Genomic DNA, 12,385 nt, shown 5'->3' with positions numbered 1-12,385 from the left:
GGAGGCACTATGACAGGCCGAGTCAGCTTTGAAGAATACCCTTGTAGCGAAGGCGATTATCGCATTGCCGTTGCCACACTCGAAAACCCATCTGCTCTCAATGCACTGAGCGAAGAGATGCTGGCGGCATTAAAAAACTCCCTGGAGAAATGGCACGAAGATGAGCAAATCATTTGTGTGATCCTCAAAGGCGCGGGTGAAAAAGCATTCTGTGCGGGTGGCGATGTAAGAGCCATGCATCACGTAATGAGTAGCGAGAGCAAAGCGACGGCTCGCGCCTTTCTGACCGGCTACTTCACCTTGGAATACCAGTGTGACTACCTCATTCATACTTACACCAAGCCGATTATTGGCTGGGGGGCAGGCATCGTGATGGGCGGTGGCATGGGGCTTTATATGGGCACCAGCCACAAAGTCGTCACTCCGCACTCGCGTTTGGCTATGCCGGAAATCAGCATCGGCCTATACCCAGATGTGGGGGGCACTTGGTTCCTCAATCGTCTCGATCCGGGTATTGGTCTATTTCTCGCGTTGACGGGCGTCATGGTTAACGCCAGCGATGCGCTGAAGATTCACTTTGCCGATCATTTACTGCTGCCAGAAGAGTTGGATGTGCTACTGGATCAAATGCAACACGCGCATTGGTCGAGCGCAGAGGATCACTACGAAGTGGTGACCGAGCTTTTGGAGAACTTAGCGGAGCACGCGTTGTCGCATCAACCTTCTCACCAGCTTATGCCCTATTTTGAGCAAATCCAGCAGGCGTGCGAAGGGGAAAATGTCACGCAAGTGGTGCAGTCCATTTTGGCTTTGGAAGGCAGTGACTGGTTGAAAGGGGCGCAGCACAACTTGGCACAAGGTAGCCCAATCACTGCGCACATTTGCTATCGCCAAGCGCGAGACTATCACGAACTGTCACTGGCGGATTGCTTCCGCCTTGAACTCGGTATCTCGGTGCAGTGTGGCTTATTGGGAGAGTTCCAAGAAGGCGTTCGAGCGCGTCTGGTTGACAAAGATGGCCAACCGAATTGGCTTTACCCAACCGTGGCCGATGTAGACAGCAGCGTCATTGATGCGCTGTTTACCTCATTGTGGTCGGAGGACGATCACCCACTGGCACGACTGGGGAAATATTAGTCGCTCACAGTGCGCAAAGCTGGTCCCTCAAAATCTTGCCAATCAGGCATTATAAACCGGCGTGGAATGCAGCACGCGCAGAGTCACAGCCAAGCGTAAAGAACATGGAGAACGTTATGCAAAACATCGGCTTTATCGGACTGGGTAATATGGGCGCGCCAATGGCGGAAAATCTGCTTAAAGCAGGCCATCAGGTCAAGGTGTTTGATCTCAACCAAGCCGCGTGCGAGAAGTTGGCGCAGCAAGGGGCGAGCGTGTGCGCAAACCTTGAAGAGCTGGCTCAAGACGTAAGTTGCGTCATCACCATGTTGCCCGCAGGTGAGCATGTTCGCAGTGTCTATCTTGGCACCCACCAAGGCGACAAAGGGTTGTTGGAACTGGTGGTCGAAAACAGCTTACTCATCGACTCATCGACCATTGATCCGCAATCGGCACGATTGGTTGGGGAAGAGGCGGCTAAACGAGGTTTGGATTTTGTGGATGCACCGGTTTCCGGTGGCGTCGCGGGGGCTCATGCGGCCACGTTGACCTTTATCGTTGGCGGTTCTGACAACGCATTTGCTCGCGCCGAAACCATTCTCAAAAATATGGGTAAAAATATCTTCCACGCAGGCCAAGCGGGTGATGGGCAGATGGGCAAAATCTGCAACAACCTGATGCTGGGCATCCTCATGTCTGGGACGTGTGAGGCGTTAAACCTCGGCATTGATAACGGTCTCGACCCGACGGTACTTTCCAACATCATGCTGCAAAGCTCTGGGCGAAACTGGGCTTTGGAGCTTTACAATCCGTGTCCGGGCGTGATGGAAAACGCCCCCGCCAGCCGCGGTTATCAGCCCGGTTTTATGAGTAAATTGATGCTCAAAGATCTCGGTTTGGGGTTAGATGCGGCAGCTAAGAGCCAATCTTCGGTGCCGATGGGGGCGTTGGCACGCAATCTCTACGCGTTTCACAACGCTGCAGGAAATGAGGAGTTGGATTTCTCGAGCCTATTTGAATTTTATGCCAAGAATAACAAAGAGTAAGCGGGTGAAAAGCACCGCGATTTGTTTTAGCGATTGAGGGAATCAAAATGCATCTAAAAGAGAGTGTGATTGCGATTACAGGGGCTGGGCAAGGGTTAGGACAAATGATGGCGGTGACCCTTGCACACGCAGGCGCTGAGCTGGCGTTGCTGGATTTAAACGAAGAAGGGCTACGTCATACTCAGGATCAATGCCACATGCTCGGCACCAAAGCGCTGATTTATCCAATGAACGTGACGGATGAAGGGGAAGTGGAGCGCACCTTCGAGCAGATCGTCGAAGATTTTGGACAACTTGATGGGCTGGTCAACAACGCCGGGATTTTGCGCGATGGCATGCTGGTCAAAGTGCAAGACGGCAACATCAGCAAAATGTCACTGGAGCAGTTTAACTCGGTGATCAAAGTCAACCTCACTGGCACGTTTTTGTGCGGGCGTGAAGCGGCAGTCAAAATGATTGAAACTGGACGCAAAGGGGTCATCATCAACATTTCCAGCGTGTCCCGCGCGGGCAATATTGGTCAAACCAACTATTCGGCATCAAAAGCGGCGGTGGCGACATTGGCTACCACTTGGGCCAAAGAGCTTGCACGTTACGGCATACGCGCTGCGGCGATCGCGCCCGGTGTGATTCACACTGCCATGGCGGATCAGATGAAACCTGAGGCCATCGCCAGACTAGAGAAAATGATCCCCGTGGGGCGAATGGGTGAAGCCAGCGAAATTGCACACACAGTGAAGTTCATTTTCGAAAACGAATACATTACAGGACGAGTGCTGGAAGTGGATGGCGGAATTCGCATGTAGCCAAGTCGAGCGTCACGGCTAAATATCGATATGATTCACTTCGTTAACTTCGGCGATTTTCTCTCCGTCCCAGATCATTTCCAATAAATAGCTCTGGACGATGTCGTCGATAGGCTTTGGAGTGAACAGTGCCCAGCAGGTGCCATCGGCTCGAACGGAAGGGTATTCCACTGCGGCTACTCGCTTCTTTTTCAGTTCTCTGGCTAACTGTTGAGAAGCCACATAACTGTGGGGATCCAAGAATTCGGTTTCGCTGGCACGTTACTTTATGAATCGGAGCGGCTGAGTGAGTGACGACGGGCCCTTCGACATTCGCCCAATATCGCTGTTGATGGTGTTTTACTTCTAGTGCAGCCGTTTGTTCACGGGAAGCAAGGTAAAATGCGCCAAACAATCCATCATTGAAACGCCCGCCTTTGGGGTTGATGTGGGTAACTATAGAACAATGTCTAAGCACTAGGTGGCGAAAACGGACGCTGTCATGACTAAACACAACAAAATAGTGGAGGGGATGAAGGCTGATTGGCTGATTTAAGGCTCAGACTTTTGAATTCTATCCAGAAAAGCGGCTTCTGATTTCATAATGTCGACATACTCGCCACTATCGATCAGTTGTTGTAGGCCCGCATTAAATTCCTGGAGCAGTTGCTTACTGCGTTGCTCATCAAATTTGCTGAAAATGACGTACATTTCCTCTTTTAGGAGGTGTTTGGGATCGAGTCTTATGTATTCTCGCAACTCTTCTGGGACATAATTTTCAAGGATGTACCAACCTCGCTCTACACCTGTCGCGTAGGCATCCAGTCTACCCTTGGCAATTTTCACAAAATTGTCTTCTTCGGCGTTGTTCACTTCGATGTCGACACCGTGTTTCTGTAGAAAAAAAGTAGCTTGATATCCCTGTGTAGCACCTAAGCGATAAGCATCAAGGTCGGTGAGAAGCTGCCAACTAAACTCACTATCTTTGTGGTAAAAAAACTGTATGCGTTGACTGAAAATAGGATTGGAGTAATAGAAATGCTTTATTCTTTCTTCGTTTTTCATCCATGGAAACGAAGCGTCAAATCGGCCTTCGATAGCATATTGATATGATCGAACCCAAGGAAAATACTCCAATTCAATGGTGTATCCGCGGAGCTCGAATGCTCTTCGAACCAATGTCTCAGATATCTTTAATTCTTGTTGGGGAATAGAGCTGGTGTAAGGCTCCCAATCACCAATAGCAAACTTCACCACTTTGTTATTTTGGTCAGCCAGCAAGTGGCAGGGTAAGGCCATTAAAAATGGTAAGAGTATATAACGCATAATCAATCATGAGTGGATTCTAATGTTCTAAGTTTAGTCGCCTTCTTTGAAGATGCCATTACGGGCTTCTCTCCTATGTTTGATGGCAAAACCCGAAATAGTAATGGGCTTTGTTTCTTAATAGTAAATTGTGCTGCATTAAACAGGATTATCCTCTTTTCGGCCCAACTTAGCACACCATGAACAAAGGGATGAGATGTCGAAAGGTGAGGAGCCTAAGATTGAGAGTAGTGATTTATTCATTTAAGAAACAAAGCTATAGCAATGAGCTAAATATGAAATGGACGAGTCGGCTTCATTTTGGGGGGAAGTGACTATACTTTGAGATATTCCAACAACACATAGAGGGAGCAAACGATGCGCTTATTAAGGGAATTTTTATCGGCTCTTTGGTTGAGCGTTCTATTGGTGGGAATGGCACACGCCGACACAGTCAGACTCGCAAACGGAGAATGGGCTCCTTACATGTCAAAATCGCTCAAAGAGGGCGGTTTTATGACCCAGTTTATTAAAGAGGTGTTCGAAAGCGAAGGTTACCAAGTTGAGTTTGAGTATCTCCCTTGGAAGAGAGGGTATGAGGAAACCAAAGCAGGTAACTTTGATGCAACGTTCATTTGGGGAAGGAGTGATGAAAGAGCGCAAGATTTCTACTTTTCAGATACCGTTATTACGCTGAGCACTGCGCTGTTTCAACAAAAAAGTAAACCCATTATGTGGAACAGCCGCGAAGAACTGGGCAAATACCGCATCGGTGGGGTGACGGGATATGCGTATGGGATAGAAGATTTAGAAGAGCAAGGCAAAATCACCGTACAGAGAATCTCTGACGCAGACAATAACTATAAAAAGCTCAGCGCTGGCCGATTGGATATCGTCCTTGAGGATATGGATGTGGGCATGGAATTTCTCAATAACTTAAAGCTTACAGATAAACTGGAGCCCAACAGCAAGGCGCTGGCAGCCCGAGAGTATGTAGTGTTATTTTCGAAAAACTCGCCGAAGGCAAAAGAGTTAAAAGAGGCGTTCAACCGAGGTCTAAATAAGTTGATAAGTGAAGGGCGCCTGGACGCGTATCGCGAAGCATCAACACGTGGTGAGTATAAATAGTACCGTTGAGAGTGAAAACGCGCTTCTAGCGTTTCCACTCTCGGATTTGTTATCAGTGCCTAATGTACGGTATCAAAGGACTATCCGCCCACTTGCTGCTTCCAAAGCTTAGCGTATAAGCCTTGTTGGGCAACTAACTCATCGTGTGTGCCGCTTTCGGCAACTTGGCCTTTATCGAGCACAAAAATGTTATCGGCATGACGAATGGTGTTGAGTCGATGCGCAATACTGATCACCGTGCGGCCACGGCAAATTTCATCCATATTGCTCATGATTGCCGCTTCAGAATTGTAGTCAAGTGCGGAAGTTGCTTCATCGAGCAACAAGATTCTCGGGTCCACCAGTAGGGCTCTTGCCAAAGCAATACGCTGTCTTTGACCACCAGACAGTGCTGCGCCCTTTTCACCCACTGGTTGGTTAAAACCGTGAGGAAGTCCTTCAATAAATTCTAATGCGCCTGCTAATTGCGCAGCGTGGCGAATCTCTTCGTTGCTGGCTTGCGGTTTACATAAACGAATGTTGTCCGCCACACTGCCGGAAAAGAGGATACTCTCTTGCAATACCACGCTCATGTTGCGACGCAGAGAAACGGGATCGGCAATCGCGAGATCCATTCCATCGACCAACACTTGCCCATGCTGAGGAACGTATAAGCGCTGTAGCAAACGAGTGAGCGTGCTTTTCCCTGAGCCTGAAGGTCCAGTAACGCCGATAAACTGCCCAGGCTGAATCTTGAGGGACAAATTGGCCAACACTTCTGGTGCATCCTCGTGATAGCGAAAACGAATGTTACTAAACTCAATGCCACCTTCGAGCTCGGGTACCGAGGCTAAGCCTTGTTTACTGTTCTCTCTTGGTTCATCGAGAATATCGCCCACGCGTCTTAAAGCGATGAGTGTGTGCTGAAAATCTTGCCAAATTTGTGCCAGACGTAAGACAGGTTGCGTCACATGGCCAGCAAGCATGTTGAATGCGACTAATTGGCCGGGCGTGATTTCCCCTTTAAGCACCGCGCTCACGCCCCACCAAAGCAGTAGCGCGGCGGTGAGTTTCTGCACCAACGCGATAGCTTGCCCTGCAACCAGCCCCGATTTTTGCGCGTCAAAGCTTCGGTTTAATTGTTGGCTAAGAATACGTTGCCACTGTTCGAGAAAACGATGCTCTGTAGCAGTGGTTTTGATGGTTTCAATGCCAGTCACGGCCTCGGTCAAAAACGTGGTTGCATTGGCGTCGGACTCGTACTCCGATTCCACTTTTTTGCGGATCAGCGGCCCTGCAATGAGCCACAGTACAAAGTAAATCACCAAGGAGCCAATCACCAACCAGGTGAGCGTGCTGGCGTAATGAAACATCACGGCAAGGAAGACGGTGACAAAAATCAGATCAAGCAGCAGCATCAGTGTCGACCCCGTCAAAAATTGACGGATTTGTGCCATCTCACGCACTCGAGCAATGATTTGGCCGGTTTGACGCTGCTTAAAATAGGTTAATGGCAAACCGACTAAGTGGCGATAAAGCCGACCTGAAAGCTCGGCATTCACTTGGCTGGCAAGGTGGCCAAACACTGTGTTTCGTAAATAGCTGTATGCTGGCTCGGCAATGGCCAATGCCAACATCGCCAGCGCCAGTACGTGCAAGCTGGATAAACTGCGCCCAACCAGTACCTTATCGATGACATTTTCAAACAACATTGGGCTAACGAGTGCAAACACCTGTAACGCGATGGCGTAAAGGAACACATCACGCAGTTGGCTCTTTTGCCGCAGAATCGAAGGCGCAAACCAGCTCAGACCAAATTTGACCTCTTTGCTGCTGAGTTGCTCATCGGCGAGCAACATCACTTTGTGCTTTCGCTGAGATGGGTTTGACGATACAGGCTGTGTTTGCAGCTGTTGCGTCGAGGGATCATAACATGTCCAATGCCCATCACTGACTTGGGTTATCACTTGCCAGCCATGGTTACTCTCGATAAGGGCAGGGAGCGGCAAAGTGTCGAGCGCTTGAGTATGCAGCGTGGTGACTTGGCTTTTAAGGCCCAGATAGTCCGCCGCTTCTCTCATCTCCATGTCACTCAGGTGAGCATGACTTACGCCTAATGCGTGCTTAAGCTGTGAACTGGACGATTTCTTATGGAACTGTTGGCCAGCGTAAACCACGGCCTCGATTCCCCAGTTATTACGTGTGGTTTCTTCTGGTCGCACTTGCCCTATGGTGTCGATATGCTCATTGGCTGATAACGTGGCAGTCATCTCTATCTCTCCCTCAACGCTTCAGCTTGGTACTCGCGAATTGGACTGAGTAGGTAGTCGATAACGCGTCGCTTATCGGTCTTAATTTCAGCAACGACCGACATGCCAGGAGTCAGCTCAACCATTTGACCATCGATGACGATATTGTTTTTGTTCAGTTGTACTTGAGCAGGAAAGACCAGCCCAAGCTGTTCGTCGGTTGTGGAATCACGTGAGATACTCAGCAGCTCAGCGTCGATTGTTCCGTATCGTGTGTAGGGAAACGCATCCACTTTGACCGTGACCGACTGGCCCGGATAGACAAAGCCAACGTCTTTATTGAGGATCTGAACTTCCGCCAGCTGCACGCTGTTTTCCGGTACGATGATCATTAAATTTTGCGCAGGTTGCAGCACTGCGCCTAGGGTATAGACGCTGAGTTGTTGCACGGTGCCATCGACAGGAGAGCGAATGATTTCCAACTGTTCGCGCTCACGCACTTTAGACAGCTCTTGATTCAACGCGGCCAACTGCAATTTTGCTTGGCGGCGCTTTTCCAGCCACTCTCGATGCTTTTGCGCTTTGAAGCCCGTTTGACGCTCTTCGAGGCTTTGATATTGCGATTTCAGCACTTGTAGCTCTGCTCGTTGCTGAGCGACTTGGCGCTGTACTTCTAGTAACTCTTTCTCTTGTTCTAGATACTCGACGTGGCCAATGACTTTAACCTGATTGAGCGTTTTACGCGCAGCCAGACGTTGGCTGATGTTCTCGGTGAGCTGAATTAGAGCGTTGATGTCGCTTTGACGAGCGGCTTGAGAGGTGCGATTGACCTTCATTTCTGCACTGATGCTCGCTAACGTGGCGTCAAATTCTCGTTTCTCACTGAGATAGTTTTCATTGATCAGCGCCTGTTGCTCTGTTGGCAAGGCGGTGAACATTGGGTCTTGAACCAGAGGTTGGTCGTTGAGTAAAGTGCGGTAACGAATGAGTTCATTGGTTTGAAACTCGGATTGAGTGATCAAACGTGTGATGTCTTGATTCACCCCGAGCGTATCCAAGGTCAACAAAGGTGCACCTTTTTCCACCCGCTGGCCATCCCTCACATGGATGCTCATTACGCGGCTTTGCTCATAAGATTGGATAACTTGTGAGCGACCTGAGACCACAAGGCGGCCCGTGGCAGTGGCTTGTACATCCAGTTTCCCCCAATACGCCCAAAGCAACGCAGCCAGTACGCCAATACTCAGTGTTATCGCGGTTAGCCGTGCAAAGGGCGATGGCGGTTTTTGAGCCAAAGCAAGATGCGCAGGCAGAAATTCATAGTGGTGTTCGGCACTTTGGCGAGGTTGCCTTTTGCCCAAGAAACGCTTAATGATGCTGATCATGCGGTGGTTTCCTCTTGTTTGAGCTCTTGCTGAAGCTGCCATAACTGTTTGTATTGTTTGCCGTGGGTGAGTAACTGCTGATGCGAGCCTTGCTCAACAATCGCGCCTTGATGAAGCACAATGATGCGATCGCAATCGCGCACGGTAGACAAGCGATGAGCGATAGTGATCACGGTGCGGCCTCGGGCGATGTTGGCCATGTTGGATTGAATTAACGCCTGAGATTCATCGTCTAGGGCGCTGGTGGCTTCATCCAAAATCAATACTTTTGGATCCGACAGCAGTGTCCGTGCAATCGCGAGTCGCTGCCTTTGGCCGCCAGAGAGAGATTGTCCGCCTTCCGCTAAAATGGTGTCGTAACCCATGGGTAACTTGAGGATGAATTCGTGCGCGCCTGAGAGTTTCGCCGCTTCAATAATTTCTTCTAAGCTGGCATCGGGCTTCGACTGGGCGATGTTCTCACTCACACTTTTGTTAAATAAGAAGTTTTCTTGTAGTACCACCCCCACTTGTTGTCTCAACTGCTGAATGTGGATGTGATTGAGTGGAATGCCATCAATCGTGATGCTGCCTTGTTCTGGACTATAAAGTCGCAACAGTAAGCGAGCTAAGGTGCTTTTTCCTGAACCTGACGTGCCGACAACGCCCAATGTTTCACCCGCTCGTATGTCCAATGACAAGTCGTTGATGGTGGGGGGAATGTCCGGTTGGTAACGAAAGAGGATATTTTTAAACGAGACGGCTCCATGAAGTGTGACAATGTCACTTCCTGTGTGTTGTTCTACTGGCAGGTTGAGCATATCCCCGAGTTTTTCGACGGCGACGCGGGTTTGAATAAATTGCCCCCACAATTCGACCATACGCGCTAGCGGTTGGGCGATGTGATTGGTCATCATATTGAAAGCGATCAATTGACCGATGGTCATTTCAAGAGAGAGTACTTCCGTTGCCCCAAGCCACAAGATCGCCACACTGGTGATTTTTTGCAGCAATTGAACTAGGTGGTTTGAGCGATTATTGAGCTGTTGAACATCGTAACCGGTTGAGACCATTTTTTCGGTTTGTTCATCCCAGCGACGAATAAAGCGCGGCTCAACCGCCAAACTTTTCAGTGTTTCACTGCCTGCTACTGTTTCGGTAAGAAAGGATGTGTTTGCCGCAGCATGTGAAAACTGCTTTTCAATCGCTGCCTGCATTCTTGGTGTTAACCACCAAGCAAGAAGGGCGTAACACGGTATTGTGGCGATGAAAAGCCAAGTGAGCGGGCCGGAAAGTAAACTCATTACATACAGGAAGACGAACATAAACAGCAGTTCGACCGTTAGAGTAAACATGGAGCCAGTCAAAAACTCGCGCACGGTGTCGAGTTCTCGTACACGTGTGACAATCGCCCCGACTTGGCGGGACTTAAAAAACATTAACGGTAGACCAAACAGATGCTTAACCAGTTTTAGTCCGAGTTGTATGTCAATGCGATTGGCCGTGTGGGCATACTGATATTCACGTAGACCACGAAGGACCACTTCGATCACCCCGGTAACCACGAGGCCAAACACCAGCACATCCAGTGTTGACCAAGCTTGGTGAACCAGCACTTTATCCATTACCACTTGGAAAAAAAGGGGCGAAATAAGTGCGAGGATCTGCAGAACAAAAGAGAACAACAGAATCTCACCCAAGACTCGTTTATGCTGAAGAAATTCGGGAATGAACCAAGTGATGTCAAAGCGAGCTTGTGCTTGTTTTATTTCTAGGGACTTTTTGTTCCAAGTCGAGTTAAGTTCGTGATAAGAGACCACTTCCGGACTTTCTTTATTAGGTCTTTGTATTAAACATTTATCTTTATTAGCCTTTGCTAGAATAAATGGTGCACCTTGTGAATCAAATAAAATGGCGGGTGTTTTTATTTTCTCTATGTTTTTAAATTGTGAATGTTTTGTGGTTATTCTTACTTTGTTTGCTTTTTGTATTTTTTCGAGTTCTTCTTTGTAATTATTAGTTTTTGTTAAATTAGCATTTTCTTTAAATTGTTCTCTATTACCGCTGATGATACTTAAATAAAAGTGAATACATATCAGCGTCAACCCTTCATTGTTGGACATAATTAAATTACTTAGCCGATGTTTATTGCAGCGTTTTTGAAGGGGCGGAATCCTATCACCGCTTGTTAACACGATCAATCATCAATTGCGGACTGTTTTGCTCGTTTATTGGTCTTTATTGTGTGTTTATTGCACAAATTTGATTCAAATGAATGATGCATATCACGTTAATAGGTAATCAAGGTGATTGTTACATGAATATGGAATTGAGTGAATAATGGTCGATAAAAATAGAATAATTGCTCTAATATAATCGATTTAAGTCTATTGATGACCACTGTTTTACGATGTAATATTTCGACACAAAATAAACATTACAATAATTATTTATGGCTGAATTCTTATATTTTGCCTTTTAATTGAGCTTGCAGGCGGAGAGTGATTCCTTTTAAAAGGAACAATTTTCGTCTTATCTATATAAAATAAGTAGGGGAAATTTATGACTGAGAAGTTTGTTCAAACAGTATCTAGTGTTAACTACAATAAAGGTGTTTTTTCTCTTTATTTCGTAGGTCAGGATCAAAAAAATATGGCGAATGGCGTAATGGCTGAAAGCGATAATGATCTTGAACTTAAGCAAGTTGTCCATATGCCTGCCTCTGGTTTTATGTATATGGTATCGATGATTAAGAACATGCTAGAAGATCCAAGAATGGAAGCTGAATTTGACAAGCTTGTTGCAGCCGGTTTTCTACCAGCAGGTGATGCTGCGGTAAATCAGGCGGAAGAATCATCAGCGGAAACTCTCGTGGAAGAGAAAGCCGCTCCGAAAAAACGCACTTCCCAAGCAAAAAAATAACAGCATATTGGTTGATATAGGGCAGATGTCTATTACACATCAACCAGCAAATCTCACATTAGCGCAAATGCAACAGATGATAGGTGGTGTCATGCTGCTCAGCCAGCATTCGCCCCTTCATCGTCGCTACGTGGTTGCAGAATGGCAGCAGCGTATTCTGCCTGCTTTTGAGCTAAACCAGTTTTGCTACTACGAAGATGAGCACGGACGCCCAATTGCATTTTGTAATTGGGCGTTTGTCTCTGAGCAGATCCGAGATGAGCTGTTATCTGGAGTGCGTGAAATATCTTCATCCGACTGGCGTTCAGGCCAGCATATCTACATTCCAGAGATGATTGCTCCATTCGGGCATGGCAGAGAGGTCGTTAACGATCTTCGTCGCCGTGTATTTTTACCGTGGAAAGGGCAGAAGGTCTGCACTGTTCGCGGCAAAGTGGATGCTCAAAATGACCGCTGTATCAGAAAGATACAGTGGTTTTCTATTTAACTCC

At 47.8% G+C, this 12,385-nt stretch carries 11 protein-coding genes and 1 pseudogene; 6 read left to right on the top strand and 6 right to left on the bottom strand.

What is annotated here, in order from left to right:
- The first annotated feature begins 9 nt into the window (after window positions 1-9).
- From PQQ36_RS02800 to PQQ36_RS02790, 3 genes are all read left to right on the top strand, one after another.
- Window positions 10-1,137: an enoyl-CoA hydratase/isomerase family protein gene (locus PQQ36_RS02800; protein ID WP_182291663.1), complete on the top strand. Its 1,128-nt coding sequence runs from the start codon at window positions 10-12 to the stop codon at window positions 1,135-1,137.
- A 116-nt stretch (window positions 1,138-1,253) separates the two neighbouring features.
- Entirely contained in the window at window positions 1,254-2,162 is a 909-nt protein-coding gene (gene mmsB / locus PQQ36_RS02795) for a 3-hydroxyisobutyrate dehydrogenase (RefSeq protein ID WP_045598102.1), read from the top strand.
- A gap of 47 nt (window positions 2,163-2,209) precedes the next feature.
- On the top strand, window positions 2,210-2,968 hold the full coding sequence (locus PQQ36_RS02790) for an SDR family oxidoreductase (RefSeq protein WP_011081439.1): 759 nt from the start codon (window positions 2,210-2,212) through the stop codon (window positions 2,966-2,968).
- An 18-nt stretch (window positions 2,969-2,986) separates the two neighbouring features.
- On the opposite strand, the gene PQQ36_RS02785 is transcribed toward PQQ36_RS02790, so the two are convergent.
- The 3 genes and pseudogenes from PQQ36_RS02785 to PQQ36_RS02775 all read right to left on the bottom strand — a co-directional run bounded on the left by PQQ36_RS02785 (window position 2,987) and on the right by PQQ36_RS02775 (window position 4,273).
- Window positions 2,987-3,208 (bottom strand): RES family NAD+ phosphorylase, encoded by a 222-nt coding sequence (locus PQQ36_RS02785; protein WP_250647428.1) that lies wholly within the window; start codon window positions 3,206-3,208, stop codon window positions 2,987-2,989.
- Window positions 3,209-3,296: 88 nt separating this feature from the next.
- Window positions 3,297-3,425 (bottom strand): annotated as a pseudogene (locus PQQ36_RS02780) (RES family NAD+ phosphorylase); the annotation flags it as partial.
- A gap of 74 nt (window positions 3,426-3,499) precedes the next feature.
- On the bottom strand, window positions 3,500-4,273 hold the full coding sequence (locus tag PQQ36_RS02775; RefSeq protein WP_223370890.1) for a substrate-binding periplasmic protein: 774 nt from the start codon (window positions 4,271-4,273) through the stop codon (window positions 3,500-3,502).
- Window positions 4,274-4,630: 357 nt separating this feature from the next.
- Between PQQ36_RS02775 and PQQ36_RS02770 the strand changes: the two genes are divergently transcribed.
- Window positions 4,631-5,380: a substrate-binding periplasmic protein gene (locus tag PQQ36_RS02770; protein WP_043921138.1), complete on the top strand. Its 750-nt coding sequence runs from the start codon at window positions 4,631-4,633 to the stop codon at window positions 5,378-5,380.
- A gap of 80 nt (window positions 5,381-5,460) precedes the next feature.
- Here PQQ36_RS02770 and PQQ36_RS02765 read toward each other — a convergent pair whose 3' ends face one another.
- Genes PQQ36_RS02765 through rtxB form a run of 3 tightly spaced genes read right to left on the bottom strand, consistent with a single transcriptional unit; the run spans window position 5,461 to window position 11,095 of the window.
- Complete coding sequence (locus tag PQQ36_RS02765; protein ID WP_182291662.1) at window positions 5,461-7,629, bottom strand: type I secretion system permease/ATPase; 2,169 nt, start codon at window positions 7,627-7,629, stop codon at window positions 5,461-5,463.
- 2 nt (window positions 7,630-7,631) lie between these two features.
- A complete protein-coding gene (locus tag PQQ36_RS02760) occupies window positions 7,632-8,993 on the bottom strand; it encodes an HlyD family type I secretion periplasmic adaptor subunit (RefSeq protein WP_015728048.1) in 1,362 nt (453 codons plus the stop codon).
- Window positions 8,990-11,095: an RTX toxin T1SS ABC transporter subunit RtxB gene (gene rtxB / locus PQQ36_RS02755; RefSeq protein WP_165386943.1), complete on the bottom strand. Its 2,106-nt coding sequence runs from the start codon at window positions 11,093-11,095 to the stop codon at window positions 8,990-8,992. Before rtxB ends, PQQ36_RS02760 begins: the two co-directional genes overlap by 4 nt.
- Window positions 11,096-11,534: 439 nt before the next feature.
- Here rtxB and rtxH point away from each other — a divergent pair, with 439 nt between their 5' ends.
- Together rtxH and rtxC are read left to right on the top strand one after the other, a co-directional pair.
- Entirely contained in the window at window positions 11,535-11,894 is a 360-nt protein-coding gene (gene rtxH / locus PQQ36_RS02750; RefSeq protein ID WP_011081432.1) for a protein RtxH, read from the top strand.
- 25 nt (window positions 11,895-11,919) lie between these two features.
- Window positions 11,920-12,381: an RTX toxin-activating lysine-acyltransferase RtxC gene (rtxC, locus tag PQQ36_RS02745; RefSeq protein ID WP_039507923.1), complete on the top strand. Its 462-nt coding sequence runs from the start codon at window positions 11,920-11,922 to the stop codon at window positions 12,379-12,381.
- The last annotated feature ends 4 nt before the right edge of the window (window positions 12,382-12,385 follow it).

This window comes from Vibrio sp. CCUG 15886 (genome assembly GCF_028570825.1).
GTDB classification, from domain to species: Bacteria; Pseudomonadota; Gammaproteobacteria; order Enterobacterales; family Vibrionaceae; genus Vibrio; species Vibrio vulnificus_B.
The sequence above is the reverse complement of the archived record's forward strand: the minus strand, read 5'-3'. Positions and strand labels throughout refer to the sequence as shown.

Bases quoted from the DNA above. Each gene is read 5' to 3' on its own strand.
- PQQ36_RS02770 (WP_043921138.1), top strand. From the start codon at position 4,631: ATGCGCTTATTAAGGGAATTTTTATCGGCTCTTTGGTTGAGCGTTCTA.
- rtxB (WP_165386943.1), bottom strand. From the start codon at position 11,095: ATGTCCAACAATGAAGGGTTGACGCTGATATGTATTCACTTTTATTTA.
- PQQ36_RS02760 (WP_015728048.1), bottom strand. From the start codon at position 8,993: ATGATCAGCATCATTAAGCGTTTCTTGGGCAAAAGGCAACCTCGCCAA.
- PQQ36_RS02765 (WP_182291662.1), bottom strand. From the start codon at position 7,629: ATGACTGCCACGTTATCAGCCAATGAGCATATCGACACCATAGGGCAA.
- PQQ36_RS02790 (WP_011081439.1), top strand. From the start codon at position 2,210: ATGCATCTAAAAGAGAGTGTGATTGCGATTACAGGGGCTGGGCAAGGG.
- rtxH (WP_011081432.1), top strand. From the start codon at position 11,535: ATGACTGAGAAGTTTGTTCAAACAGTATCTAGTGTTAACTACAATAAA.
- PQQ36_RS02800 (WP_182291663.1), top strand. From the start codon at position 10: ATGACAGGCCGAGTCAGCTTTGAAGAATACCCTTGTAGCGAAGGCGAT.
- mmsB (WP_045598102.1), top strand. From the start codon at position 1,254: ATGCAAAACATCGGCTTTATCGGACTGGGTAATATGGGCGCGCCAATG.
- PQQ36_RS02775 (WP_223370890.1), bottom strand. From the start codon at position 4,273: ATGCGTTATATACTCTTACCATTTTTAATGGCCTTACCCTGCCACTTG.
- rtxC (WP_039507923.1), top strand. From the start codon at position 11,920: ATGTCTATTACACATCAACCAGCAAATCTCACATTAGCGCAAATGCAA.